Here is a 26,424-nt window from a genome sequence, read left to right on the forward strand (position 1 = left end):
ATGCAAACCATCACTCGCTGCTTGACGCTTGTGCCGACGACAGGACCAATCCAATCCACTTAACACCGACGATCGAACGCGCGCACGCCCTGCGCGCTTCGACACGCTCTCCCTTCCTGGCAGCCTGGCCGACGCCCCAGGCCTGCCCCGACGGTTTGGACGCGCCAATGTTCAGACCAATCATCTGCAAAGCGGCAATCGTCGATGGCCACAACGAAAGCAGGTGCTTCCGACTGGTTGATTGTGCGACTTTGCGCCTAAGATGAATCTCGATGCGCACAAGCTGGTGCAGGCCCCCAACTGGCGGGAGCCAGAAGGCAGCGCGCGGATCGACACCAAAGACTGTTTTCATCATGGATGCGAGCGTGCGTGCGTCGGGCGCCTGTCGTGCGACTGCAATGACGCCAAGGTGCGCAACGGAGATCATTGCGCTGGCGACGTTTGGCCGGCCTGCCTGGTCGGCCTTGCTTCGCCATGTCTTGCTCGCAGTGGCTTGCGCGCTGGGCGCGGCACCGGCCTCGCACGCCGACGCACCCGCCAGGTCGGTCGATCCAGCCAGCACGGCGTACGCCGTTACCGGTGCCAGCCGTGCCGATTCCGCCATTTCGCCACGCGACGCCGCCGTGCGCCAGGTCGTGCTGGGCATCATCAGCTTTACGCGCTGGCCGACGCCGCCCGAGCGCCTGCACCTGTGCGTGACGGGCCGGCCCGACTACGCGCAGGGCCTCGTCGATACGCTGCAGGCCGGCTCGACGCCGCTCGAGGTGCAGCACGTCCAGTTTGATGATTCCACCCTCGGCACGACCTGCCAGGTCGTCTATCTAGGCGAGCTGAGCGCCTCCGAGCGACAGCAGGTCAGCGCCGCCCTGGCCGGCCATCCGGTCCTAACGATTGCAGAGCACGATCCGTCCTGCACCGCGGGCAGCATGTTCTGCCTCAATGTCGATGTCGATCGCGTCACGTTCGATATCAATCTCGATGCCGTGGCGCGCAGCGGTGTACGCGTCCACCCGAATGTGCTCAACCTCGCGCGGCGGCCGGTGACGCCATGACACAGCCCGCGCCCCCCGTTTCCCCTCCGCCTACGCCGCGCCCGACGCTGCAAGGCGTATTGCGCCGCGCGCACCTGCGTCTGGCGTTCGTCGCTGTCACAATGGCCGCGGTGTCGTTGATCATGGTCGCCGTGATTGCGTTGCGGGCTTACGCCGGCAACAACCTGAACCTGCTGGCCCGCTCGCTCGGGTATACAGTCGAGGCGGCGCTGGTGTTCGGCGACCGCGTCGCAGCAACCCAGGCGATCGAGCTGATCGCCAAAGAAGAGGACGTGGCTGAGATCGTCGTCACGGATACCAGGGGGCGGCCGTTCGCGGCATGGCGCTCGCCTGCCGCCAGTGCGATCGCCCGGCTCGAGCGGGCAGTCGCCGACGTTGCGCTGCCCGGGCCCGTGACTATACGGGTGCTGCACGACGGCATCGTCGTCGGTTACGTCGAAGTGCGTGGCCAGGGTCACCAGTTCTTCGGCTTCCTGCTCGGCGGCGTCGGGGGTATCCTGGCCTGCCTCGCCGTTAGCGTGCTTGGCGCCTATGTCAGCTCGAAGCGCGTGGTGCGCAACATCGTCGCTCCGCTGCGCGCGCTGGCCGGCGTCGCCCACGCAGTGCGGCGCGAACGCGCGTTCGAGCGGCGTGTCGAGCCCGCTGCGATTGCCGAATTGAACCAGCTAGGCGACGATTTCAACGCCTTGCTCGATGAATTCGAAGACTGGCAAAACAATCTGCGCGACGAAAACGCGTCGCTCGAACACAAGGCAACTCACGATGCGCTCACTGGCCTGCCCAATCGTTTGCAGTTCGAGGCTCGCCTCAAGCGCGCCCTGGACGAGGCCATGGTGATGGAGCAGCGGGTCGCCGTCCTCTATCTCGACTGTGACCGTTTCAAGGAGATCAACGACTGCCTCGGCCATGACGCCGGCGACGCGGTGCTGATCGGCATTGCGGCGCGACTGCGCACGCAGTTGTGCGAGGTCGATCTGGTTGCGCGCCTGGGCGGAGACGAATTCGCGGTGATGCTGGCGCCGATGCGCGAACTGGCCAGCGCCGCCCGCATCGCCGAGGACATACTGTCCGGCATGACGCCGTCGATCACGTTGCCCGATGGCCGCACGGCGGCCACCATGATGAGCATCGGGATTGCGCTGTATCCCGATCACGCGAGCGACGCGACCGGCTTGATGCGCGCTGCAGATGCAGCGATGTACCGGGCCAAGCGCGCGCGGCCGGGCTCGTGGCAGTTTGCCGAAGGTGTCGCCGGCCCGGCTTGACGGATGGCATGGCACAGCAGCTGGCCCCGCCGCAGGAATTCGAAATAGTGCGCGCCTGGCCGGCGTGCTCGAGGGGAATGTAATGAATAAGCACTCGTTTCCTGCAGGTATCTGGCGAACAGGCGTCGGGAGCGCGCTACTCCTGTGTCTGCTGCTTGGAGGCTGCAAAACGCCGCCGCTTTACCGCGGTCTGACGCAGACGCAGGTTCAGGCACTCACGTCGGCGGGGTTCCAGGAGACCGAGCAGGGTTTCGAGTTCGGCTTGACCGGACCCATCCTGTTCGACTTCGACCGCTACAACCTCAAGCCCGATGCCCGCCGGATTGTCGAGCGCGTTGGCCACACGCTTAAGGGGGCGGGGCTTACCAGCATGCGCGTCTATGGCTATAGCGACGGGGAGGGCACGAACGCCTATGACCTCGAGTTATCCAGACGCCGTGCGGAGGTCGTCGCGCTCGAACTGGTCGACACTGGCCTTCCTGCCGAACACATCGAAATCATCGGGAAGGGCAAGCGCGACCCGGTGGGCGACAACCGCACGGAAGCCGGCCGCGCACAAAACCGCCGGGTCGCAATTGTCGTCTCGCCGCGCTGAGCCGGTGCGGAGTTCCGTCTATGGGCATCTTGATCTGCTGTGTCCGCATCACAGCGTCGTAGAAGCGCCCTCCGCACGACGCGTTACTCGACGCGGCAATTGCATCGCATGAACTTGCGATAGATCTGAAGCGCGAGCCCGCCGGCCACCACGATCAATGCGCGACCGATACTCGAGTCGACACTCGCCATGACCTCGGTGAAATAGATCGCGGCTCCTGCTATCAGGGGATGAGAGAGCCCCTTATCATGAAGTTCATCCATTTGAACTCTCCAACGTATAGTCCGCGGCCGGACAGCCCGCGCAATGCTTTTCCACGTGATACCGAAGGCGGCTTTGTCGCTGATTCGCTGCAATGCTTCGCATACCTGATTTCGTCTTTCCATGATCGGCCGATCGTCCTGTCTAGCTACTGCACCGTTCTTTTTCCTCTTTCCCGAGGATGTAAGCGAATCATAGGGATCGCATGACCGCGATTCAATTACCTCACGGGTAATCGAGGCGCTTCGATGAAGCCGGCGCGCGCTACGGTTGTCGATCAGTCGGCCACCACTCCGACATGCACCGCATCTTCGTAAGCCTGCGATAGCAGATCCTCAGTTCCGAAGAAGTCGTTGGCACTTTCGTCCCGCCAGGTGCGCTCCAACCCTCCATCGCGATTGCACGAAACGATGAGTGTGTAGTGAAACGAAGCTGCCGTCGGTGCACTCACGTCCTTCATGACTGGCTCCTGTTCTTCAACGATCGCCGCTGCAGGATCGCGAAAGAGGCCGCGACTCAAGCCGCGCGTGTATTGCGTGGCGCACTTCTTTGCAAATCGAGTGTGCTTAGGAGTGCGATTAAAAAGTTTCGTGGCCTGGGTGTAAGAATCTGGTACGCACCTGGTTGGTCGGTCTACACCGTGGTTTAGAGGAGCCGGCGGATCAAAGACCCTCTTGAACGAGGCATTCCGCGGCGGCGGGTTTTAGTAGTGCTCCCGCCGCTCAAACTCACTTCACGCATTCCACGCGTAGGGCTGGAACATTTCTTCGAGGGGAGGCTGGGTGACGCTTGCGGTGTAGTTCGTGATCGTCGAGGCGGCGACCACGAGAATGACGTCGAGCACGAGTGCCTGATCGAAGCCAGCTTCGGTGAACGCAGCGATATCGTCATCATCGACGCGGCCGCGCTTTTCGATCAGCGTGCGTGCCAGGCGCGACAGTGCCGCGAGCTTGGGATCCTGCGGGAGGCGGCGTTCGCGGATCGCCTGCACGTCGGCCTCGCTCAGGCCTTCCTTGAGACCGAGGCACGAGTGGAATGCGACCGGCCAGGTGGCGCCATTGGTCACCGCATTGGTGAGCAGCAGCACCTGCACGTGCGCTTCGGAAAAGTTGCCGCCGTGCGCCTGCTGAAACAGACCGACGAGGCCATTGATCAGCTTCGGCGAGCCGGCAATTGCGCCAGCGATATTGGGCACCATGCCGAAGGCCTGGGCGAGCCCGTTCAGCGCGGGCTTCGATTGTTCAGGGGCGGAATCCAGCGTATAGATGGGGAAGTGAGCCACAATATTTCCTTGGGAGTTGACGGTATCGCAGAGATCGATCACGCGACAATCACAGGTTAGTGAGAGACACGAGGCTCGCCAATTACAAGGCATGTAATGAGCCGAATCATTCTCGGACCGCTACGCGTCGGCAGCGTTACCCTCCACCTTGCCCCCAAGATCAACCGTATCGACAAAATCCTCAGTCACGCGAGGCAGCGTCCGTCCACGTTTCTTAACAAGCGCAATCGGGCGCACGAACGCCGGATCGTCGATCGGCCGCATGACGAGACCACGCTCGGCATGCACTTCGCGCGCGGACTCCGGCAGTACGGAGATTCCGAGACCCCCGCGCACCATCGCAACGGCGGTCATCATGTACATCGGCTCGCACGCGATATCGGACGTGCAACGTGCGTTCGACAGCGCGGCGTCCACAACCGCACGCACACTGGTTCCCGGCGCGGTCAGCACGAGCGGCATCGAAGCGAAGTCATCGACTGTCACCTTGCGCTTGCGGGCTAGCGGGTGGGTCTTCGGGCACACGATCACGAGGCGATCCTCGCCCGTCTGCAGGACATCGAGCGTCGCATCGACGCTGTGACCGCCCGTCAGGCCGATATCCACCTCTTCATTGCGCACGAGCGCGTTGACAGCGCTCGCGACGACATCGCGAACCTGAAACCGCGCCTGTGGCACGCGCTTGCGAAACGCCTGGATCAGCTCGGGCAGCGCGCTGGCGGCGAACGTCGGCAGACACGCGAGCCGCACCGTGCCGCTCGATCCGTCACCGAGCGCGCGCGCATCTCGCAGGGCCTGCTCCATATCGCTTAGCGATCGCGTCAGGATAGGCAGCAGTTCGCGCCCCGTTTGGGTCAGCGCAACGCTGCGGCTGTTGCGATCGAACAAGCGCGCGCCCACCGTTTCCTCGAGGCGTCGAATCTGCACGGTTAGCGCGGGCTGCGACAAATGCAGCCGGGCCGCCGCGCGCGTGAAGTTGCCCGCGTGCGCCACGGTCACGAAAGCACGAATGTCGCGGAGATTGAGATCCATAACGAACTGTGATAGCTGCGATCAATTCATTTCAATTGTGTTATTGCAGCGCCGAACTTACGCTGGTCCGCACTAAAAGACAAGACTGGAGACACAACATGCTGGCTTTGCTGGGGCTCGTGACGATCGTGGTGTTGCTGGCCGCGATTCTTTCAAAACGCATGTCGCCGCTCGTCGCGCTCATCATCGTGCCGATCGTCGCGTCGCTGATTGGCGGATTCGGCTTCCAGACGAGCAAGTTCGTTATCGACGGGTTGAAGGGCCTCGCGCCCGTCGTCGGCATGTTCGTGTTCGCGATTCTCTATTTCGGCACGATCACGGATGCGGGCACGCTCGATCCGATCATCGACCGCATCCTGCGCACGGTCGGCACCAGACCGACGCGTATCGTGGTGGGCACGACGCTGCTCGCGCTGCTCATTCACCTCGACGGCTCGGGCGCCGTCTGCTTTATCGTCACGATCCCCGCCATGCTGCCGCTGTATGAGCGCCTGAACATGGACAAGCGCGTGCTGGCCGCGGCCGTTTCGATGGCGGCCGGCATCAACTTCCTGCCATGGACAGGGCCGATGATCCGCGCATCGGCGTCGCTGCATCTGCCGATTTCGGCGCTTTTCAATCCGCTGATTCCGGTCCAGGCGATCGGCCTGGTGTTCGTGTTCAGCATGGCCTGGTGGCTCGGCCGCCGTGAGGAAAAGCGCCTTGGCTATTCCTCTGCCAGCGGCACGATTCCGCTGCCCAAACGTGAACTCACACCCGAGGAGCAGGCGCTGCGCCGCCCGAAGAACTTCTGGTTCAACATCGTGCTGACGATCGTCGTGCTCGGCACGATGGTCGTGATGGGCGAGAAGATTCCGCCCGCGATCATGTTCATGGTGGGCTTGTGCATTGCGCTGATGGTGAATTACCCGAACGTCGACATGCAGCGAAAGCGCGTCGACGCCCACGCGCGCGCCGCGCTGATGATGGCGGGCATTCTGCTCGCAGCGGGCGTGTTCACCGGCATCATGCAGGGCAGCGGCATGCTCAAGGCGATGGCGCAGGCAGCGGTCGGTTTCGTGCCGCCTGCGTTTGCCGGGCACATTCCGGTCGTGCTCGGCGTGCTGTCGATGCCGCTCTCGATGCTCTTCGATCCCGATTCGTTCTATTTCGGCGTGCTGCCGGTGATCGCCGAAGTGGCGTCGCAGCTCGGCGTGCCGGCGGTGCATATCGGACAAGCGGCGCTGCTCGGCCAGATGACCACCGGTTTTCCCGTGAGCCCGCTCACGCCAGCGACGTTTCTCGTCGTCGGCCTGTGTGGAATCGATCTCGCCGATCATCAGAAGTTCACGTTTCCGCTGCTGTTCGGCGCGTCGATCGTCATGACGATCGCGTGCGTCGTGCTGGGCGTGTTTCCGCTGTAAAGAGGAGTGGTAGAAGTCATGAACCGGACCGAATCATCGAAGCGCGTACGGATAGGCGCGGGCGCAGGCTACTCGGGCGACCGCATCGAGCCTGCTGTCGAACTCGCGGAGCACGGCGCGCTCGATTACCTCGTATTCGAATGCCTCGCGGAACGCACGGTCGCGATCGCCCAGCAGGCGCGCCGTCACGATCCCGAACTCGGCTACGATCCGCTGCTCGAATCCCGCATGCGCGCCGTACTGCCGGTCGCCGTGCGCAACCGCGTACGCATCATTTCGAACATGGGCGCGGCCAATCCGCGCGCGGCGGCGATCAAGACCGCGCAGATTGCACGTGAACTTGGACTCAGCGGACTGAAGATTGCCGCAGTCACCGGCGACGATGTGCTCGATGTCGTCTTGCGGTCCCAACTGCGCTTCGAAGAATCCGGCGACGATGTCAGTCAATACGCAGACCGAATCGTTTCGGCGAATGCGTATCTCGGTGCGGCGCCGATTGTCGAAGCGCTCGCGGCGGGCGCGGATATCGTGCTGACGGGGCGCGTCGCGGACCCGTCCTTGTTCACGGCGCCGCTCATTCACGAGTTCGGCTGGCACATGGGCGACTGGGACACGCTCGGGCAGGCGACCGTCGTCGGTCATTTGCTCGAATGCGCGGGGCAGGTGACGGGCGGCTACTTCGCCGATCCCGGTTTCAAGGACGTACCGGATCTCGCGCGGCTGGGTTTTCCGATCGGCGAAGTGAGCGCCGATGGCAGCGTCGTCGTGACGAAGGTGCCGCATGCGGGCGGCCGCGTGACCGAGGCGACATGCAAGGAGCAATTGCTCTACGAGATTCACGATCCGCAACGCTACTTGCAACCCGATGTCGTCGCTGATTTCACCGGGGTGCGTGTCGTAGAAGAGGAGAAAGACCGCGTGCGCGTAACGGGCGGACGCGGTAGCGCTCGAACCGGAACGCTGAAGGTGTCGGTCGCGTATGTGGATGGCTATATCGGAGAGGGACAGATTTCCTACGGTGGACCGGGCGCGGTTGAACGCGCGCGACTTGCGCTCGACATCGTGCGGGAGCGCCTCGCGGCCACGGGCGTCGACACGAGCGAACTGCGTTTCGACCTGATCGGCGTGAATGCGCTGTATGGCGACGCCCTTGCGGCACATCACGACGCGCCGTACGAAGTGCGCGTTCGCGTGGCGGGGCGCGTAGCGAACGCAAAGGAAGTGGCGCGCATCGGCAACGAGGTCGAAACGCTCTATACCAATGGGCCTGCGGGCGGCGGGGGCGTCACGAAATCGACTCGTGAGGTGCTCGCCGTGCAGTCCGTGCTTCTGCCACGCGAACAGGTGAATCCGGTATTCCAATTTGTAGAGGCAAGCGATGAAACTGCGTGAACTGGCCCATGGCCGCACTGGCGACAAAGGCAATACGCTGAACATCTCGGTGATCTGCTACGACGCGAAGCACTTCGCCCATCTGCGCAACGTCTTGACGCCGGAGCGCGTCAAGGCGCATCTCGCCGACGTGGTCAAAGGCGAGGTCGTGCGCTACGAACTGCCGCTTCTGGGCGCGTTCAATTTTGTGCTCGGCAACGCGCTGGGTGGGGGCGTGACGCGTTCGCTGGCGCTGGATGCGCACGGCAAGTCGATGAGCATGGCGCTCCTTGATCTCGAAGTGGACGACGTTCCTGATTGAACGCAACGCGGCGCGCTTTCCTAACGCCGCCGCGGGAAACACGATTGAGCCTTAAGGGTTCTCCCCAATGCAGACCCATGTCCTAAAATTTGTATGATGACCCTATGACATGGCAAATCTGCTGATATGTTCGAGAAAATTCCCAACCGGGCGCTGAGCGACACCGTCGCGCAACAGCTGCTCGCACAGATCGACAAGGGCACGTTCGCGCGCGGCGGTAAGCTGCCGACGGAAGCCGTGCTCGCCCAGGAGTTCGGCGTCAGCCGCACGGTGATCCGCGAGGCCATTTCGCGCCTGAAGAACGAGGGTGTGGTCGAGCCGCGCCAGGGCAGCGGCGTGTACGTGGCCGCGCATGGCGCAATCCGGCCGCTGCGCATCGACTACGCGGAAGCGATGGAAGGCGGCTCGGTGCTGCAGATCCTCGCGGTGCGCCGCGCGATCGAAGCCGAAGTCGCGGCGGAAGCCGCCATGCGCCGCACCGACGCCGACATGATGGCGATCGACGCCGCGCTCAAAAAGATCGATGAAGCCGTCGCCGACGGCCGCGACGGCGTTGCCGAAGACGTCGCGTTTCACCGCGCGATCGCCAGCGTGACGGGCAATCCGTACTTTCTGAAGACGCTGACGTTTCTCAATCAATACCTCGAAGCGGGCACGGTCATCACGCGCCGCAACGAGGCGCTGCGCGAGGACTTCTCGCGGCAGGTGCGCGACGAACACGCAGCGATCGCCGCGGCGATCCGCGCAGGCGACCCGATGGCCGCGCGCAATGCCGCGCAAACCCACATGTACAACGCGGCGCGCCGTCTGGCCGAAGCCGGTATCTGCTGATTCACAGGCGCATTTTGCAGACGCATTCGCTCGCGATGCGCAGCGCGCAGTCTGCAGCACTGTTCGTAGAGGAAAGGGTATGTCGAGAAATGTCGGAGTGATCGGTCTGGGCGCGATGGGTATGGGGGTCGCGCGTTCCCTACTGCGCGGCGGTTTCAACGTCCATGCGTGCGACGTGCGCCGCGAAGTGCTCGACCAGTTCGTGGCCGCTGGCGGCACGGCCTGCGCGAGTCCCGCCGAGCTTGGCGCGCAATGCGATGTGGTCGTCACGCTCGTCGTCAATGCCGCACAAACGGAAACGGTGCTGCTCGGCGAGCAGGGCGCTGTGAAGTCGATGAAGCCGGGCGGCGTCGTGATTGCGTGCGCGACGGTTGCGCCCGACTTCGCGATCGACCTCGGCCGCCGCGTGGAAGCGGCCGGCCTGCAACTGCTCGATGCGCCGGTATCAGGCGGCGCGGCGCGCGCGGCATCGGGCGAAATGACGATGATGACGTCCGGCCCTGCGGCCGCGTATGCCGCGTGCGAGGACGTGCTCGCCGCGATGGCGGGCAAGGTCTATCGTCTGGGCGAGCAGCACGGCGCGGGCTCGAAGGTGAAGATCATCAACCAGTTGCTCGCGGGCGTGCACATCGCTGCCGCCGCTGAGGCGATGGCGCTCGGTCTTCGCGAAGGCGTCGATCCCGATGCGCTCTACGACGTGATTACGCACAGCGCCGGCAACTCGTGGATGTTCGAAAATCGCGTACCGCACATTCTCAACGGCGATTACACGCCGCTGTCGGCCGTCGACATCTTCGTCAAGGATCTCGGCCTCGTGCTCGATACCGCGCGACGCTCGAAGTTTCCGCTGCCGTTGTCGGCGGCTGCGCATCAGATGTTCATGATGGCCTCGACGGCCGGCCACGGCGGCGAAGACGATTCGGCTGTCATCAAGATCTTCCCGGGCATCGACGTGCCCGCGAAGCGCTAAGCGGGAAGGGCGCAACGACATGACGAATACGAACGCCTCTACCGGCAAGCCGCTGCTCGGCTGCATCGCCGACGATTTCACGGGCGCGACCGATCTCGCAAACATGCTGGTGCGCGGCGGCATGCGCACCGTGCAGACGATCGGCGTGCCTGGCGCCGACACGCGCATCGAAGCCGACGCGCTCGTGGTCGCGCTGAAGTCGCGCACGATCGACGCCGCCGACGCCGTGGCGCAGGCGCTTGCCGCACTCGAATGGCTGCGCGCGCAAGGCTGCCGCCAGTTCTTCTTCAAGTACTGCTCGACCTTCGATTCGACCGATCAAGGCAACATCGGGCCCGTCGCCGACGCGCTGCTCGAAGCGCTGTCGCGCAATGGAGGCGACGCGCCGTTCACGATCGCGTGTCCCGCGTTTCCGGAGAACGGCCGCACGATTTACCGCGGGCATCTGTTCGTCGGCGACGTGCTGCTGAACGAGTCGGGCATGGAGCATCATCCGCTCACGCCGATGACGGACGCGAACCTCGTGCGCGTGCTGCAACGTCAGACGCGCTCGAAAGTCGGCCTCGTGCGCTACGACGCCGTGGCGCAAGGCGCGCAAGCCGTGCGCGCATCGATCGAGGCGTTGCGTGCCGATGGCGTGCGCATGGCAATCGCCGATGCTGTCTCCGATGCCGATCTCTACACGCTCGGCGAAGCGTGCGCGGACTTGCCACTGATCACAGGTGGCTCGGGTGTCGCGCTCGGGTTGCCCGCGAATTTCCGCCGCGCAGGTTGGCTCGCCGATTCCGCCGATGCAGGCGAGCTGCCGCATATCGACGGCGTGTCGGCGGTGCTGGCGGGCAGTGCGTCGAAGGCGACGAATGCCCAGGTTGCCGCATGGCGCGAAACGCGTCCCGCGTTCCGCATCGATCCGCTTGCGGCGGCGCGTGGCGAACCCGTCGTCGAGCAAGCGTTGGCTTTCGCGCGCGAGCACATGCACGCGGCGCAGCAGCAGCCCGTGCTGATCTACGCGACGGCATCGCCCGACGAGGTGAAGGCGACACAGCGCGAACTGGGCGTGGCGCAAGCCGGCGAACTGGTCGAACGCACGCTCGCGTCGATCGCGCGCGGTCTGCGCGATCTCGGCGTGCGCAAGTTCGTTGTCGCAGGCGGCGAGACCTCGGGCGCGGTGGTGCAGGCGCTTGGCGTGGACATGCTGCGCATCGGCAAGCAGATCGATCCAGGCGTGCCCGCAACGGCCACGATCGCTGCCGAACCGCTTGCGCTCGCACTCAAGTCCGGCAACTTCGGCGCAGTCGACTTCTTCGCGAAGGCGCTGCGTGTGCTCGACGGAGGCACGCAATGACGGCTGCCATTCACACGAGCGGCGAAGCGAAAGTCCGCGAAGAAATCTGCGTAACGGGCGCGAGCCTGTACGAGCGCGGTTACACCGTCGGCAGCGCGGGCAACATCAGCGCGCGGCTCGACGACGGCTGGCTCATCACGCCGACGGATGCGTGCCTGGGTCGGCTCGATCCCGCAGAGATCGCGAAGGTCGACCTCGACGGCAACGCGGTTTCGGGCGGCAAGCCTTCGAAAACGCTGGCGCTGCATCGCGGCGTCTACGAGCGCAACCGCGAAGCGCGCGGCATCGTGCATACGCATTCGACACACCTCGTCGCGCTCACACTCGCGGGCGTCTGGAGCGACGCCGACGTGCTGCCGCCCATCACGCCGTACTACGTGATGAAGGTCGGGCATATTCCGCTGATCCGCTACCGGCGTCCCGGCGATCCCCAGGTCGCGCAACAGATCTCTTCGCTCGCCGATAGCGTGCGCGGCGTGCTGCTCGAACGGCTCGGGCCCGTCGTATGGGAGCGTTCCGTTTCGCAGGCTTCGTACGTGCTCGAAGAACTGGAAGAGACGGCGCGCTTGTGGCTGATGACGAACCCGCGCCCCGCGCCGCTCGACGACACCGCGCTCGAGGAGTTGCGCACCGTGTTCGGCGCGCGCTGGTAGCCCGCGCGGGCACATCGAGCTTTCCGCGCGCCGACGCGGACCCTCCGTATCACCCACCTCAGGCAATAAGCCGGAGGGCCGTCCGACATGACGCGGACGGCCTGCAACCGGCGCCACACCGAAGGAGACAACGCATGACAAGCTATCAGGCGGCATCCGTTCGCCCTGCATCCGCCGCCGACGCTGCCGGACAACCCGGCGCGGCCGAAATCGAACGCACCTACGGGAAGGTGTTCTGGCGCATCGTGCCGTTTCTGATGCTCTGCTACGTGGTCGCGTATCTGGACCGCGTCAATGTGGGTTTTGCGAAACTGCAGATGTCGCAGGACCTCGCGTTCAGCGAGACCGTGTTCGGTCTCGGCGCGGGCGTGTTCTTTGTCGGTTACTTTCTCTTCGAACTGCCCAGCAACATCCTGATGCATCGACTCGGCGCGCGTATCTGGATTGCGCGCATCATGATCACGTGGGGATTGCTCTCAGCCGTGTTCGTTTTCGTACGGACTCCGATGCAGTTCTACGCGCTGCGCTTCCTGCTCGGTCTCGCCGAGGCGGGTTTTTATCCGGGCGTCATTCTGTACCTGACTTACTGGTTCCCGTCGCATCGCCGCGCAAAGATCATCGTCGTGATGAACATAATGGGGCACAGCGCGGACAAGCGTCGCGAGCGCCGCTGGCATCTGATCGGTCCGGCGCTCGCGGGCGCGGTGGGTTTCACGGTCGCGGCTTCGTTCGCGGACAACACGGCCGTGTCGATCGCGTTCCTGTCGATCGCCGCTGCGGGCGTGCTGACCTGCGCGCCGCTCTTCTGGTCGCTGCCCACGGCGTTCATGTCCGGCGCGACGGCCGCTGCAGGCATCGCGATCATCAATTCAATCGGCAATCTGGCGGGCTTCGCAAGCCCGTACATGATCGGCTATCTTAAGGATCTCACGCACAGCACGCAGACCGGCATGTACGTGCTGGCCGCGATGCTCGTGATCGGCGCGCTCGCCGTCTGGCTGACGCCCGCGCGGCTCGTGAACCGCTAACCGTATTCAAGGAGTCGCTTCGATGCCACGCTTCGCCGCCAATCTTTCGATGATGTACAACGAACACGCGTTTCTCGACCGTTTCGCCGCCGCTGCGCGCGACGGCTTCGAGGCCGTGGAGTTTCTGTTCCCTTATGAGTTTCCGGCCGCCGACATCAAGCAGCGTCTCGATGACAATGGCCTCACTCAGGCGCTGTTCAACGCGCCACCGGGCAACTGGGCGGCGGGCGAACGCGGCATGGCGTCGTTGCCGGGCCGCGAGGATGAGTTTCGCCGCAGTATCGAAACCGCACTCGAATACGCCCGTGTACTCGGCAACGACAAGCTGCACGTGATGGCAGGATTGATCAAACCGGATCAATCGCGCGCCGCGCATCGCGAGGTGTATCTGAAGAATCTCGCCTATGCGGCGAAGGCCGCGCAGGCTCACGGCATCACGGTCGTCATCGAGCCGATCAACACGCGCGATATTCCGGGCTTCTTTCTGAACCGGCAAGACGACGCGCAGGCCATCTGCGCGGAAGTCGGTGCGCCGAACCTGAAAGTGCAGTTCGATCTCTACCATTGCCAGATTGTCGAAGGCGATCTCGCCGTCAAGCTCAAGCGTGACATGAAGGGCATCGGGCATATCCAGATTGCGGGTGTGCCCGAGCGGCACGAGCCGGATCTTGGCGAAGTGAACTACCCGTATCTGTTCTCGCTGATCGACGCACTCGGCTACGACGGCTGGATCGGCTGCGAATACCGGCCGCGCGCAGGCACGTCGGAAGGGCTTGGATGGATCAGGCCGTACGTCAAGGCGCGCACCTGAGCGCACGTAGCTGAGCGTATTCGACAGACACACTGAGGAATAACGGCAACATGAAAGTACTGATCACGGGCGGTGCGGGATTTCTGGGCCAGCGTCTCGCGCGCGAGCTGCTCGCACGCGGCGAACTGAAGGGCGCGGATGGGCAGCGCGAGCCGATCACCGAACTGGTGTTGCTCGATGTCGTCGCGGCGCCGGGGCCGGCTGACGAACGCGTGCGTGTCGAAGTCGGCGACATTGCCGAGCGCAGCGTGCTCGAACGTCTGATCGACGAGAAGACGGCGGCGATCTTTCATCTCGCGGCGATCGTCAGCGGCCAGGCGGAAGCGGACTTCGATCTCGGCATGCGGATCAATCTCGACGCTTCGCGGCTGCTGCTCGACGTATGCCGTGAGCGCGGACATCGGCCGCGCGTCGTGTTCACGAGTTCGGTCGCCGTCTATGGCGGCGATCTGCCCGAGGTCGTCCTGGACGAAACCGCATTGAATCCGCAGTCGTCGTATGGGGCGCAAAAGGCCGTCGCCGAGTTGCTGCTCAATGACTTCTCGCGGCGCGGTTTCGTCGATGGCCGCGTGCTGCGGCTGCCGACCATCAGCGTGCGGCCAGGCAAGCCGAATGCAGCGGCGTCCTCGTTTGCCAGCGGCATCATTCGGGAGCCGCTGAACGGTGAGCCGGCCGTGTGCCCGGTGAGCGGTTCGACGCGGCTGTGGCTGCTGTCGCCACGCAAGGCCATCGAATGCCTCGTTGCCGGATGCGAGATCGACGGCGCGGCGCTCGGCAACCGGCGCACGGTGAATCTGCCCGGCGTCTCGGTGACGGTCGACGAAATGATCGCCGCGCTGCGGGAAGTCGCGGGCGATGCCGTCGCGGCACGGATCGAATTTAAGGCGGATAAGCGTGTGGAGAAGATCGTCGGCAGCTGGCCCGCGCAGTGGGACATCGCGCGCGCGTCCCAGCTTGGCCTGCACGGCGACGCGTCGTTCGAGGACATCGTGCGCGCGTTCGTCGACGATGAATTCGGTGGGAAGATTGCGCAGCGTTGATTGCCTGCCCGGCTTCTTGCGCGAGAAATAACACACGCCGCCTTCGCAGACCTGAGTCTTTGCGAGGCGGCGTTCTCGTTTTACCGCAGTTGGAGACCCTCGCGGTGCTGCGGGCCGCGCGGACCGTAGTCGAGCTCGGCGCCCAGATTGCTGCTTCGCGTGATCGCCGCGGGTGCATCGCAGGCGTCCATGATCGATTCGACGAAAATCAGTTTGTCGTTCGGCGCGGCGAGGGCGTTTTGCAGATCCCCGCAGGTCCTGGCCACGAACGACTGCACGGAGGCGCCGGGATGGAGCACTTTCGGCAGCTCCGCGTAGGCCCAGTTCGCGATGTCGTTGTAGGGCTCGGTTTTGCCGAGATAGCCGCGTTCGATGGTGTAGCCGCCATTGTTGATCAGCAGGATCGCCGGCTTGTGATCGTGGTGCAGGATGGTCGACAACTCCTGCGCCGTGACCTGGAACGAACCATCGCCGATGAGCAGCACGTGGCGGCGCTCAGGGGCCGCAGTCAGCGCGCCGAGCAGGGCGCCGACTGAATAGCCAATCGACCCCCAGTTGATCGATCCGATGAAGGTGCAGCCCGGCGGCAGCTTCAGGCCGAGAAGGGAAAACGACGTGCCATTGTCGACATAGAGGACGTCGCCGGGCCGCAGATAGTCCTGGACAGACTGCCAGTAAGCGGCTTGTGTCAGCTTCGCGGCAGCCTCGACGTGCATCCGTGCGGCCGGCGCGTCGACCGGGCCTTGCACGCGCGTCGCAACCTGCGGAATTGCATCGATCACGCCCCGTAGCACTTCCTTGAGCGTCACCGCCTGATAGTTGTCTTCGCCGACGTCCACGGCGTGTGCACGCGCGTGGATCGTGCGGGCGGGGAGCGTCGCCGTGAAGTCGCCCGTGGTCACTTCGATCGGCCGGTAGCCCACGGCGAGAAGGCAATCGCTGCTCTCGATCGTTTCCTGCACCCCAGGCTCGCTGCCCTTGCCGGCGTAGATGCCAACGTATTGCGGGTGCGATTCGTCGACCACGCCCTTGGCGGCGTTGATCACCGCGACCGGAGCCTGCAGCTTTTCCGCCAGCGCCACGAGTTCGGGGACGACGCCGAACCGGTCGGCGTCCGTATCCACGAGGATCGCCGGTGCGGTTGCCGCGGAAAACTGTTGGGCGAGCGCGGCGATGCACGTTTGCAACCGTTCCGGATCGCTCGGAACGTGGGCAAGTACGAGCGGCGCGGCCGGCACCTCGATCTCGAGATAGGCGATGTCGGAAGGCAGCTCCATGTAGACGGGGAGCTTTTCCCGCCAGGCGGTGAGGATCAGCCGGTCGATTTCGACGACGGCGTTGCGCGGGGTGATCCTCGCCTGGGCCACCGTCACCGGCGCATAGGCGCGCAGAAAGTGGTCGAAGTTGCCGTCGGCCATGGTGTGGTGCATGCCGAGGCCGCGATCGATGGAGCGCAGCGGGATCGAACCGCTGATACAGATGACGGGGACGTGCTCGGCATAGGCGCCCGCCACACCGTTGAGCGCGCTCAAGGCGCCGACGCCGTTCGTGACGAGCAGCGCGCCGAGGCCATTGAGCCGGGCATAGCCGTCCGCAGCATACGAGGAGGTCAACTCGCCCGTCGTGCCGACCCATTCCAGCTCACCGCTATCCTGGAGTTGCTGCAACAGCGTGAGGTTGTAGTCGCCCGGGACACCAAACAAATGACGAATACCGGCTTCCTGGAGACGGCGCAGCAGGAAGTCGCCAATCGTCATGCGTTGGGTGAGTTTGGCCGTGTTTTGCGTGATTTCCATGGAGGACTCCTAAGGTGGGTCATTGGAGGAAGGGGCGGTACCGGTGATCCATTGCACTCCGCGGAAACGGCGCTGCGTAAATCGGTATGCGGTACAACGGAATCGAAGTCTAGGCGCCCTGCAAAAACAAGAGCGTGACCGAGTCATTACAAGAAAATATCAGGGAGGGAGCATGCTGCGTTTTGTCATTTCTCTGTAATGACTGAGTAACTGCCCTGTTGGAGCGCGCGGCCTAGACTGCTCTCACGCTCGGCTGGTATAGGGGCGCAAACGAGCACAGAATCAGTGACACACGCATGAGAGTGCAGGGATCGGACGCCATGAAAATCCTCGTCATCGAAGACGAAGCCAAGACCAGCGAGTACATCCAGAACGGCCTGACGGAAGCAGGCTACGTGGTGGACGTGGCCACGAACGGCATCGACGGGCTGCACCTCGCGCAGGAGATGGGTTACGACCTGATCCTGCTCGACGTGATGATGCCGGAGATGGATGGCTGGACCGTCATGAAGAAGCTCGGTGCGCGCATCAAAACCCCTGTGTTGTTCCTGAGCGCGCGCGGCACGCTCGAAGACAGGCTCAAGGGACTCGATCTCGGCGCCGACGATTATCTCGTCAAGCCTTTTTCGTTTGCCGAGTTGCTGGCGCGCATCCGCATCATATTGCGGCGCGGCCAGCCTCAAAAGCAGGAGGAGCAGGTCTTCGAAGTCGGGGATCTGCGGGTGGACGTGCCGAAGCGGCGAGTTGACCGGGGCGGCGCGCGCCTCACGCTCACCAACAAGGAATTCAACCTGCTGGCGTTCTTTCTGGAGCATCAAGGCCAGGTGCTGTCGCGTGCACTGATCGCTTCGCGCGTCTGGGACATGAACTTCGACAGCGATAGCAACGTTGTCGATGTTGCGGTGCGCCGGTTGCGGCAGAAGATCGACGACCCGTTCCCGGTTCGTCTGATTCATACGATTCATGGCGTGGGATACCGCTTCGAGTACGAAGCATGAAGCGGCTTTCACTCACCACGCGCCTTGCGTTGCTATACGCACTCATCGTATTTACCGCGATGGCGTTGCTCGGCACCTTGCTGTATCGCGGGCTGGAGCGGCAGTTGATCGTGCGCGACGACGCGGCGCTGGTGACGCGCGTGGACCAGCTTCGCACGCTGATGAACGATGTCGACGTGCGTGAGCTGATACGCGACAAGCCCCATCTCTTCGCGAACATGCTCGGCAATACGGAATCGCTGCTGATCGTGGGCTTTCCGGGTGAAGCGCCGCTCATTACGGTGAATCCCGGTCACCGGGCGGTGCCGGACATGAAGCCGGTGCCGGTGGACATGCCGCTCACGCTCGGCGCGGTCCAGCATACGGTTGCGGCCGATGGGACGCCGTTCATCTACGTCGCCGCTGCGGCGCACGACGTCGCCGGAAAACAGGACCTGCAGATCATCTCCGGCCGCTTGCTGACCGAACGCACGCAGTTGCTGCGGGCATATCGGAACCAGATACTGCTATTCGCCTCCGCTGGCGCGACTATCGTTGCCTTGCTCGCTTTCGTCCTCGCGCGCCGCAACATGCAGCCGTTGCGTGTGCTCGCGGCGCAAACCGGGGCGATCGGCGTCAGCACGCTTTCGACGCGCATCGAGCAGCGCGCCACGCCGCCCGAACTCGACGCACTGATCGCCGCATTCAACGGCATGCTCGACCGGCTCGAGCGCGGGTTCACCCAGTTGAAACAGGTGTCGGCCGACATGGCACATGACCTGCGCACGCCCATCGGCAATCTGCTCGGGCAGACCGAAGTCGGCTTGAGCCAGACGCGCGACACCGCGTATTACCAGCGGCTTCTCGGTTCGAACTACGAGGAGTTGCAACGCCTCTCGAAGATGATCGACAACATGCTGTTTCTCGCGCGCACCGAGCAGGCCGATAACGCCATCGAGCGCAAGGACGTGCCGCTCGCGGTGGAATTCGAGCGCATGCAGGAGTACTTCGAAGGTCTCGCGGAGGACCGCAACGTGAGCCTCGAATGGCGCGGCGAAGGCCACATATGCGCGGATCCGGATCTGCTGCGCCGTGCGCTGGGCAATCTGCTTGCGAACGCCTTGCGCTATGCGGAGCCGGGTACGGCGATCTCGACCGTGGCGCAGCAAGGACCGGAGGCCACGACACTCCATGTCGAGAATCGCGGACCGACGATCGAGCCGCATCATCTCGACCGGATCTTCGACCGCTTCTATCGGGCCGATCCGTCACGGCACCGCTCGTCGGAGTCCAGCGGGCTCGGGCTTTCGATCGTGCGCAGCATCATGTTGCTGCACGGCGGAACGTGGCAAGCGTCCAGCAGCAACGGCGTGACGCGCTTTACGCTCGTGTTCCCGCGGCAGCGCGAGCGGCTGGGCCAGTAGGCGCCCCAGGGGCGGCGGTGCGACAAACCGCGCTATGATGGGCTGCCTTGAATTGGGGAATGCGGGACGCAACCCGTCGGTGCGCGCGTGGGTTGTTCGTACGAGTGGAATTCAGCATCTATTCCAGTCATGAAGCCCAGTCATGAAGCGTAGAAGAAGCGATGAAACAACGTACATGGCCCAGACTCGCTGTCGTTTGTTCATTCCTGGCTTTCATGCCGCTTGCGGGTTGCGCGGCCCGCGGCGCGCCGTCCTGGTCGCTCTTCGGTGCGTACTTTCCGTACTGGCTCGTGAGCGCCGTGATCGGCATCGTGGGCGCGCTCGTCGCGCATCGCGTCTTCATCTCGACTGGCTGGGTTCGCGTGGTGCCGTACCAGCTTTCCGTCTGCACCGCGATCGGCGTTGTCGCCGGGGTGCTCGTCTGGCTGTGGGGAACGGGGCAGCTCTGACATGAAAATGGCCGGCCAGAACCCTCGACATGCATGGAAGGGCCGCGCGATCGCCGTCGTGATCGTCCTGCTCGGCGCCGCGGCGCTTTGGTACGCGTACGACCGGTCGTCACGCTATCCGTCCACCGATGACGCATCCATCGACGCGGACGTCGTGCACGTCGCGTCCCCCGTGGGCGGCCGCATCATACGTGTGCCCGTAGAGGAGAACCAGCATGTCGCCAAGGGCGACGTGCTGTTCGAAATCGATCCGGTGCCGTACCGGCTCGCGGTCGCGCAGGCGCAGGCCGAAGTCGAGCTGGCGCGCGCCTCGCTCGCCACGCGCCGCCGCACGCTGATCGGCGAGACGTCGAACGCGACGATCGCCGCCGACCAGACCCGTCGTGCGACGCACAATTACGACCTCGCGACGCGCAGTGTCGACCGGCTGCGGCCGCTCGAGGCGCAAGGCTATGTGTCCACGCAGCAGCTCGACCAGGCGGTCGTGGCGCAGCGCGACGCGAGCGTCTCGCTCGCGCAGGCGAAGGTGCAGCAGCGCTCTTCCGCGCAGACGATAGGCGACGACACCGACGCCATCGCGGCATTGCACGCGCGCGAGGCCGCGCTGGCCATCGCGCAGCGCGCGCTCGACGATACGGTCGTGCGCGCGCCGTTCGAAGGCTACGTGACAGGACTGACGATCCTCGCGGGCGAGACGGTCGCGCCGAACCAGTCCATCTTCACGCTGGTTCATTCGGGCGAATGGTTTGCCGTGGCGAATTTCCGCGAGACGGCGCTCGGCGCCATCGAAGTGGGCGACTGCGCAACCGTGTACTCGATGATCGACCGCAGACAGCCGATGAGCGGCAAGGTGATCGGCATCGGCGCGGGCATCATGGACACGGACCGTGTGAACCTGCCGCGCAGCCTGCCGTACGTGCAGCAGTCGGTGAACTGGGTGCGCGTGGCGCAACGCTTCCCGGTTCGCGTGCGCATCGACGCGCCGGTCAACAGACTGGTGCGCATCGGCGCCAGTGCGATCGTCGAGGTCCGGCATGGCCAGTCTTGCCGGTGACATCAGGAGGCCCGGTCCGCGGGAAATCGCGAAGCTGCTCGCGCCGTTCCCTGGGCGCGCCGCGATCGTTTCGCGCATTGCGCTGATCTGCGCGCTCACGGTGCTCATGACGGCCGGCTACGGCACGCCCGATGCCGCGACTTCCGCGTATATCGTGTTCTTTCTGAACCGGCCCGACCGCATGACGAGCATTGTCATGTCGTTCGCCTTGATGCTGCTCGTGACCGTGATCATCGGCATCGTGATGATCTTCGCAATCCTCACGATCGACCAGCCGCCGCTGCGCGTGGCGAGCATGGCGCTCCTGTCGTTCGGACTGCTATTCGCTACGTCGGCGAGCAAGCTTCGGCCAATCGGCGCGATCCTGGCGATGATCGTCGGCTTCGGGCTCGACGAACTCGGCCTCGCGCCGGTGGGCGAAGCGGCAACGCGCGGCCTGCTGTACGCGTGGCTGATGGTCGCGATTCCGATTGGCGTGGCGATCGTCGTGAATCTCGTGATCGCACCGTCGCCGCGCCGGCTCGCCACCTCGCAGTTGGCGCGGCGGCTGAGGCTCGCTGCGCATCGCCTGACGGGCACGGCGACCGACGATGAGCGCGCCGCATTCGAAGCGTGCATGCGGGAGGGCGACCATCAGATCCTCACGTGGCTCAAGCTCTCCGCGCTCGAAGGCACGTTGACACCGGCCGACGGTGCGGCGTTGCGCCAGGCGGCGGCGTCCACGACGGCGATCCTGGTCGCGACGGATTTCGCGGCGAGCGAAGCGGGCGCGCGCCTGCCCGACGCATGCGCGGCGCAACTGGCCGAAACGATGACCCAGATGGCCGCGATGCTCGACGCGGGCGGCTATCCCGTGGACGTCACGCTCGATGTGCAGGACCTGCCCGAGGGAGCCGCGCTATCGGGGCTCGTACTCGCCGACCTGCGCACCGCGTTGGAGGGCTTCGCGGTGCCGCCTTCGCAGGCAGCCGCAGCGCCGGTTCCGGCTCCTGAAAAAGCCGCCGAGCCTCCCGCACGCAGCGGCTTTTTCGACGCCGATGCGTTCTCGAATCCCGATCACGTCCGTTACGCGCTGAAGACCACGGCAGCGGCGATGTTTTGCTACGTGCTGTATCAGCAGCTCGACTGGCAGGGCATCCATACGTGCTTCATCACCTGCTATATGGTGTCGCTCAGCACCACGGCCGAAACCGTCGAGAAGCTGACACTGCGGATCGCGGGCTGCCTCGTCGGCGCGTTGCTTGGCACACTGGCGATCGTGTTCGTGACGCCTCGCTTAACCTCGGCGGGCGAGCTGATGGCGCTGGTGTTCGCGGGCGCCTGGCTGGCCGCGTGGGTGGCGATGGGATCCGCACGGATCTCGTACGCGGGCATGCAGATCGCGTTCGCTTTCTTCCTGTGCGTGATCCAGGGCGCGGCGCCCGCGTTCGACCTCACGCTTGCGCGCGACCGCGTGATCGGCATCCTGATCGGCAACGTCGTGACCTATCTGGTCTTCACGCGCGTCTGGCCCGTGAGCATCGCCAGCCGGATCGATGCGACCCTCAAGGCGCTCGTTGCGCAATGGACCCGTATCGCGCGCGCAGCGGACGCCCGCACGCGCAGCGCGCTCGCGGCAGGCGCGCTCGCCCAATACGGCGGGCTGCGCCAGGATATCGGCCTGATTCACTACGAGCCTTCGTGGGTGCGTCCCGAGCCGGCGTGGGTGGCGAGCCGGCGGCGCGCACTCGCGGAAATCGAGGCGCTGGAGGGGCCGCTGGTCCTCGCGGCAGGGCGGGCGGGCGCGGCGCGGCTGGGTGAAATCGCCCAGCGTCTCGCGGCCGGCGACGACGCGCACGTGCAAGCAGCACAGCGTGCCGCCGATACGCAGACGCCAGGTGCCGAGGCCGCGGAGGACCACACTGCCGACCCCGCACTCGGTGCGCTTCAGAACGTCATCGCAAAGCGTTTTGGACAGATCGCCGACATCACGCGCCCAGCCTCGGCCACGGAGACGACGACCGATGCGCGCCCTTGAACCGACGCCCCGGCTCATCGCAATGGCTGCCGCGATGGTTGCCACATTGGCCATAGCGTCGCTCGAGGGCTGCGCGACCTCATCGATCGATCTCGCGCCTCCCGCGGCGGACCGTCCCTGGCAGCCGCAGACGGACGCTGGTGGCAACATCGTGCCCGGCCCGCCGCACAGCGCCAGCGACTCGACGCAGGCGGGCTACACGTTGCCGCGCAGCTCAGCGCTCGCTGCGATCGAACCCGCTGCGACGCTCGATGCGAACCACGCGTATACACTGCCCGAGCTGATCGATCTCGCGGAGTCGACGAACCCGCTCACGCGAATCGCCTGGAACGACGCGCGCAATGCGGCGCTCGCTGCGGGCATCGCGAAGACCGCGTATTTGCCGCAGCTCACCGCCACCGCCATGGGCGGATACGAAGCGGCGAGCGGCGCGGCATCGACGCCGCTGCTCGGCACCACATCGACCAACTCGAACATTCACGGCACGGTTTCGGTGCTCGCACTGCAATGGCTGCTATTCGATTTCGGCGGCCGCCGTGCGCGCCTCGATGCGGCCAAGCAGCTTTCCGTGGCGGCGAACGTCGCATTCACGTCCGTTCACCAGCACGTGATCCACGACGTGAGCATCGCGTACTACACGTACGAAGCCGCGACTGCGAGAGAGCATACGGCGCAGCAGGCGCTCGACAACGCGGACGGGATTCTTAGCGCCGCGCGCGCGCGGCGAAAGCAGGGCGTGGGCACAGTTGTCGAGGTCGCACAGGCCACGCAGAACCGCGCACAGGCCAATCTCCTGAAGGTGCAGGCAGACGGCGCGTTGAGCGACAGCTATCTGAGCCTCGTCTCTGCGCTCGGCATATCGCCGTTGTCGAAACCGGTGATCGCCCCGTTGCCCGCGCGTACGCTCACGCTGGCGCTGCACCAGAGCGTCGATGAAATCGTGACCGATGCGATTGCGCGGCGGCCGGACGTGCAGGGCGCTTTTGCGCTGGAAGAGGCCAACCAGGCGAAGATCCGCGCGGCCGAATCCGCCTTCATGCCGAAGATATTCCTCTCCGCCACGGCCGCGTACGGCACCGGCACGACGTCGATCACGGCAATTCCCCCGGTCGGCGATCAGGCGGCGACGGTGAACCTGAACGGCAGCCGGCGCAGCGGCAGCATATTTCTTGGTGTGACGATTCCCCTATATGACGGCGGCTTGCGTTCCGCCGTGCTGATGCAGGCGCGCAACGATGCGGACAGTGCATCCGCGCAATTGACCCATACGAAGCAGGAAGCCGTTCGACAGATCGTTGCCGCGCAGAATGGGCTTTCCACGAGCCTCGCGTCGAACGATGCCGCGAAGGCACTGGTCGAGGCCGCGCAGACGACCTACGACGCGGCGTTCACCGCGTACCGGCACGGCGTCGGCACCATTACCGACGCGCTCCTCACGCAGAACCAGCTGCTTGCCGCGCAGAACGCGTATGCCGACAGCTACAGCGCCGCGCTCTCCGCCGCTGCGACGCTCGCCCTTGCAACGGGCGAGATCGGCTCGCCCTCTATGGAAGGCGAGCCGTCTCAGTAGGATCGCTAAACATACCGCGCCGGTGATTCAGCTGCCGAAATACGTCATGCAAAAGCTGGCCGGGCCGACGCAGGTGGACGGTGCGGGCGTATGCGTACGAGAACCCGCGGCCGAGCTGCTCCCCATCGATACGCCACCCATATCGCGTTGCGCCGAATCTTGCGCGTATTGTGCCGCTGCGACCTTGGCCTCGGCAGCCTGAACGTCAGCGGGATAGTCGATGTCGTCGCCGCGGCCCGGGCTGTATCCGGCCTGCTCGACACGCACGAGATCCGCGCGCACTTCGGCGCGGGTCAGGGGTTGAGTGGACTGCGCGAAGCTATATGCCGGAACGGCGACGGCGGAAGCAGCGACGAGAATGCTGAGAAGAAGCCTGGACATGATCAATACTCCTATATATCCGTAGAGCGGATGAGTCGGGAAGGAAAGCCGCAGCATCGACTGTGCATGGACGCGAAGACAGGCTTAGGGACGAACAGCTTGAAACTTGGCTAAGCGAGGCAAAGCGTTACTGCGTGGTTGCAGTGTAGGAAGGTGCTTCGGTCGCCAAGGTTACCCAGTCATTACAAGAAAATAACGAATCATCCGCCCCTTTGATTCGATGCCCCCGGCGCGGGCACGTCATTATTTCGTAATGACTGGGTAACCCTCTCGTTCGAGGCAGCTTTCTAGACTGGCCGTGTTGTCAATCGATTCGTTCACACCGCGTCATTCCGAGGAGCTGCCATGTCTTTCCCTTCCTTCCGTTCTGCCGTTGCTCATGCTGCAGCGGCACTTTGCCTGGTTGCCGGTGCCGCTACGACAGCGCAGGCCGCGCCCATCAAGAACGTCGTCCTCGTGCATGGCGCGTTTGTGGGTGGCGCCGGATGGCGCCCGGTGTACGACATTCTCACGAAGGACGGCTACAACGTGACGCTCGTGCAGGAACCGCTGACGTCATTCAAGGACGACGTGACGGCGACGAAGCGCGTCATCGATAGCCTGGATGGGCCGTGCGTGCTCGTCGGCCATAGCTACGGCGGCGCGATCATCACGGAGGCGGGCAACGACGAACATGTGAAGTCGCTCGTCTACATTGCCGCTCATGCTCTTGATGTCGGCGAAACTGAAGTCTCGAATGGCAAGCGTTATCCGAACGCGACGCCCCATGAGGACATTGTGAAGACAGCCGACGACTATCTGTACCTGAATCCGGCCGACTATCCGCGCGATTTCGCAGCCGATCTTCCGATTGCGCAGGCCGAATTCGAGGCCCATGAGCAAATGCCGACTGCGGCGGGTGTATTCGCGTCGGAAATCCCGGATCCGGCATGGAAGATCAAGCCCACGTTTTATCTGGTCGCGAAGGCGGACAAGATCATCAACCCGGACCTCGAGCGTATGTACGCGAAGCGCGCTCACGCCCAGACGGTGGAAATCGATGGCGCGAGCCATTCGGTTTACGAGTCGCATCCGAAGGAAGTGGCCGCGTTGATCGAGCAGGCTGCGCAGCAACAGGGGCAGTGATTTTGCGCGCGCGCCGGTTGGGTTGAGGCTGGCGCGCGGCGAGTGAAAACACGACATCTGAACTTGGGACTCACAAATCATGTCATGGCCAGATACAGATGTCCGCTTCCCGGCCAAGTTCAAATGTCCGGGTTTAGCAGGTTCAGGATTCGTCTTTCATGCGTCTGAAGCCTGTACGGTATCGAAGGACGGATCCTGAGCGGGAAGGGTGTCTGCGTCAGTTCCACTGCTGCCTGCAGACCGCCGGCCAGGTTTTTGGGGCGATTGCTGCACCTGTCTACGCTGGGCAAGATCCGTGATCGCCTGCTCGACATCCGCCTGCGTGAACTCGCGTTGTTTCTTCTTGCCCGGTTCGTGTTCGTTGCGCCTG

27 protein-coding genes and 1 pseudogene are annotated in these 26,424 nt (G+C 64.3%); 20 read left to right on the forward strand and 8 right to left on the reverse strand.

Annotation, left to right across the window (positions count from 1 at the left end):
• Positions 1-10: 10 nt before the first annotated feature.
• A complete protein-coding gene (locus E1N52_RS45750) occupies positions 11-604 on the reverse strand; it encodes a hypothetical protein (protein WP_484217449.1) in 594 nt (197 codons plus the stop codon).
• Between E1N52_RS45750 and yfiR the strand changes: the two genes are divergently transcribed.
• From yfiR to yfiB, 3 genes are all read left to right on the forward strand, one after another.
• Positions 489-1,052, forward strand: a complete 564-nt coding sequence (gene yfiR / locus E1N52_RS02130) for a regulatory sequestration protein YfiR (RefSeq protein WP_484217448.1) — start codon at positions 489-491, stop codon at positions 1,050-1,052. The two genes, E1N52_RS45750 and yfiR, sit on opposite strands and share 116 nt — an antisense overlap.
• Positions 1,049-2,317 (forward strand): diguanylate cyclase DgcN/YfiN, encoded by a 1,269-nt coding sequence (gene dgcN, locus E1N52_RS02135; protein WP_133179718.1) that lies wholly within the window; start codon positions 1,049-1,051, stop codon positions 2,315-2,317. Before yfiR ends, dgcN begins: the two co-directional genes overlap by 4 nt.
• An 82-nt stretch (positions 2,318-2,399) precedes the next feature.
• Positions 2,400-2,912 (forward strand): outer membrane lipoprotein YfiB, encoded by a 513-nt coding sequence (gene yfiB / locus E1N52_RS02140; protein WP_133179719.1) that lies wholly within the window; start codon positions 2,400-2,402, stop codon positions 2,910-2,912.
• A gap of 83 nt (positions 2,913-2,995) precedes the next feature.
• On the opposite strand, the gene E1N52_RS02145 is transcribed toward yfiB, so the two are convergent.
• The 4 genes from E1N52_RS02145 to E1N52_RS02160 form a co-directional block, all read right to left on the reverse strand.
• Positions 2,996-3,175 (reverse strand): hypothetical protein, encoded by a 180-nt coding sequence (locus tag E1N52_RS02145; RefSeq protein WP_133179720.1) that lies wholly within the window; start codon positions 3,173-3,175, stop codon positions 2,996-2,998.
• Between the two features lie 275 nt (positions 3,176-3,450).
• Positions 3,451-3,633 carry a hypothetical protein gene (locus E1N52_RS02150; protein WP_133179721.1) on the reverse strand — a complete coding sequence of 61 codons (183 nt, stop codon included), beginning with the start codon at positions 3,631-3,633 and terminating at the stop codon, positions 3,451-3,453.
• 273 nt (positions 3,634-3,906) lie between these two features.
• Positions 3,907-4,455: a carboxymuconolactone decarboxylase family protein gene (locus E1N52_RS02155; protein ID WP_133179722.1), complete on the reverse strand. Its 549-nt coding sequence runs from the start codon at positions 4,453-4,455 to the stop codon at positions 3,907-3,909.
• Positions 4,456-4,575: 120 nt separating this feature from the next.
• On the reverse strand, positions 4,576-5,487 hold the full coding sequence (locus E1N52_RS02160; RefSeq protein WP_133179723.1) for a LysR family transcriptional regulator: 912 nt from the start codon (positions 5,485-5,487) through the stop codon (positions 4,576-4,578).
• 98 nt (positions 5,488-5,585) lie between these two features.
• Between E1N52_RS02160 and E1N52_RS02165 the strand changes: the two genes are divergently transcribed.
• The 10 genes from E1N52_RS02165 to denD all read left to right on the forward strand — a co-directional run bounded on the left by E1N52_RS02165 (position 5,586) and on the right by denD (position 15,261).
• Positions 5,586-6,890 (forward strand): CitMHS family transporter, encoded by a 1,305-nt coding sequence (locus E1N52_RS02165; RefSeq protein ID WP_133179724.1) that lies wholly within the window; start codon positions 5,586-5,588, stop codon positions 6,888-6,890.
• Between the two features lie 18 nt (positions 6,891-6,908).
• On the forward strand, positions 6,909-8,282 hold the full coding sequence (locus tag E1N52_RS02170) for an acyclic terpene utilization AtuA family protein (protein ID WP_133179725.1): 1,374 nt from the start codon (positions 6,909-6,911) through the stop codon (positions 8,280-8,282).
• Positions 8,269-8,583: an AtuA-related protein gene (locus E1N52_RS02175; RefSeq protein WP_133179726.1), complete on the forward strand. Its 315-nt coding sequence runs from the start codon at positions 8,269-8,271 to the stop codon at positions 8,581-8,583. Before E1N52_RS02170 ends, E1N52_RS02175 begins: the two co-directional genes overlap by 14 nt.
• A 126-nt stretch (positions 8,584-8,709) precedes the next feature.
• Positions 8,710-9,414, forward strand: a complete 705-nt coding sequence (locus tag E1N52_RS02180; protein WP_133179727.1) for a FadR/GntR family transcriptional regulator — start codon at positions 8,710-8,712, stop codon at positions 9,412-9,414.
• A gap of 79 nt (positions 9,415-9,493) precedes the next feature.
• On the forward strand, positions 9,494-10,384 hold the full coding sequence (gene ltnD, locus E1N52_RS02185; protein ID WP_133179728.1) for an L-threonate dehydrogenase: 891 nt from the start codon (positions 9,494-9,496) through the stop codon (positions 10,382-10,384).
• Positions 10,385-10,403: 19 nt separating this feature from the next.
• The gene (gene otnK, locus E1N52_RS02190) at positions 10,404-11,729 is read left to right on the forward strand and encodes a 3-oxo-tetronate kinase (protein ID WP_133179729.1); all 1,326 of its coding nucleotides are present in this window, start codon (positions 10,404-10,406) and stop codon (positions 11,727-11,729) included.
• Entirely contained in the window at positions 11,726-12,382 is a 657-nt protein-coding gene (gene otnC / locus E1N52_RS02195) for a 3-oxo-tetronate 4-phosphate decarboxylase (protein ID WP_133179731.1), read from the forward strand. The genes otnK and otnC overlap by 4 nt, the downstream gene beginning before the upstream one ends.
• Positions 12,383-12,516: 134 nt before the next feature.
• Complete coding sequence (locus E1N52_RS02200; protein WP_133179733.1) at positions 12,517-13,410, forward strand: MFS transporter; 894 nt, start codon at positions 12,517-12,519, stop codon at positions 13,408-13,410.
• Between the two features lie 22 nt (positions 13,411-13,432).
• A complete protein-coding gene (gene otnI / locus E1N52_RS02205; RefSeq protein ID WP_133179734.1) occupies positions 13,433-14,221 on the forward strand; it encodes a 2-oxo-tetronate isomerase in 789 nt (262 codons plus the stop codon).
• 50 nt (positions 14,222-14,271) lie between these two features.
• Positions 14,272-15,261 (forward strand): D-erythronate dehydrogenase, encoded by a 990-nt coding sequence (denD, locus tag E1N52_RS02210; RefSeq protein WP_133179736.1) that lies wholly within the window; start codon positions 14,272-14,274, stop codon positions 15,259-15,261.
• An 80-nt stretch (positions 15,262-15,341) separates the two neighbouring features.
• Here denD and E1N52_RS02215 read toward each other — a convergent pair whose 3' ends face one another.
• A complete protein-coding gene (locus E1N52_RS02215; RefSeq protein WP_165979307.1) occupies positions 15,342-17,018 on the reverse strand; it encodes an alpha-keto acid decarboxylase family protein in 1,677 nt (558 codons plus the stop codon).
• 359 nt (positions 17,019-17,377) lie between these two features.
• Here E1N52_RS02215 and E1N52_RS02220 point away from each other — a divergent pair, with 359 nt between their 5' ends.
• The 6 genes from E1N52_RS02220 (at position 17,378) to E1N52_RS02245 (ending at position 24,548) form a co-directional block, all read left to right on the forward strand.
• On the forward strand, positions 17,378-18,055 hold the full coding sequence (locus E1N52_RS02220) for a heavy metal response regulator transcription factor (RefSeq protein ID WP_133179740.1): 678 nt from the start codon (positions 17,378-17,380) through the stop codon (positions 18,053-18,055).
• Positions 18,052-19,458, forward strand: coding sequence for a heavy metal sensor histidine kinase (locus E1N52_RS02225; protein WP_133179742.1), 1,407 nt, complete (start codon positions 18,052-18,054; stop codon positions 19,456-19,458). Before E1N52_RS02220 ends, E1N52_RS02225 begins: the two co-directional genes overlap by 4 nt.
• Before the next feature lie 161 nt (positions 19,459-19,619).
• Positions 19,620-19,907, forward strand: coding sequence for a hypothetical protein (locus E1N52_RS02230; protein ID WP_133179744.1), 288 nt, complete (start codon positions 19,620-19,622; stop codon positions 19,905-19,907).
• Position 19,908: 1 nt separating this feature from the next.
• On the forward strand, positions 19,909-20,961 hold the full coding sequence (mdtN, locus tag E1N52_RS02235) for a multidrug transporter subunit MdtN (RefSeq protein WP_133179746.1): 1,053 nt from the start codon (positions 19,909-19,911) through the stop codon (positions 20,959-20,961).
• Positions 20,942-22,978: an FUSC family protein gene (locus tag E1N52_RS02240; RefSeq protein ID WP_133179748.1), complete on the forward strand. Its 2,037-nt coding sequence runs from the start codon at positions 20,942-20,944 to the stop codon at positions 22,976-22,978. Before mdtN ends, E1N52_RS02240 begins: the two co-directional genes overlap by 20 nt.
• Positions 22,965-24,548 carry a TolC family protein gene (locus tag E1N52_RS02245; RefSeq protein ID WP_133179749.1) on the forward strand — a complete coding sequence of 528 codons (1,584 nt, stop codon included), beginning with the start codon at positions 22,965-22,967 and terminating at the stop codon, positions 24,546-24,548. Before E1N52_RS02240 ends, E1N52_RS02245 begins: the two co-directional genes overlap by 14 nt.
• Positions 24,549-24,575: 27 nt before the next feature.
• On the opposite strand, the gene E1N52_RS02250 is transcribed toward E1N52_RS02245, so the two are convergent.
• Positions 24,576-24,929 carry a DUF4148 domain-containing protein gene (locus E1N52_RS02250; RefSeq protein ID WP_133179751.1) on the reverse strand — a complete coding sequence of 118 codons (354 nt, stop codon included), beginning with the start codon at positions 24,927-24,929 and terminating at the stop codon, positions 24,576-24,578.
• 345 nt (positions 24,930-25,274) lie between these two features.
• Here E1N52_RS02250 and E1N52_RS02255 point away from each other — a divergent pair, with 345 nt between their 5' ends.
• Entirely contained in the window at positions 25,275-26,054 is a 780-nt protein-coding gene (locus tag E1N52_RS02255) for an alpha/beta hydrolase (RefSeq protein WP_133179753.1), read from the forward strand.
• Between the two features lie 156 nt (positions 26,055-26,210).
• Here the strand turns inward: E1N52_RS02255 and E1N52_RS44545 are convergent.
• Positions 26,211-26,424: pseudogene (locus E1N52_RS44545) on the reverse strand (ISNCY family transposase); the annotation flags it as partial.

Origin of the sequence: Paraburkholderia guartelaensis, from assembly GCF_004353905.1 — a bacterium.
Classification (GTDB): Bacteria; Pseudomonadota; Gammaproteobacteria; order Burkholderiales; family Burkholderiaceae; genus Paraburkholderia; species Paraburkholderia guartelaensis.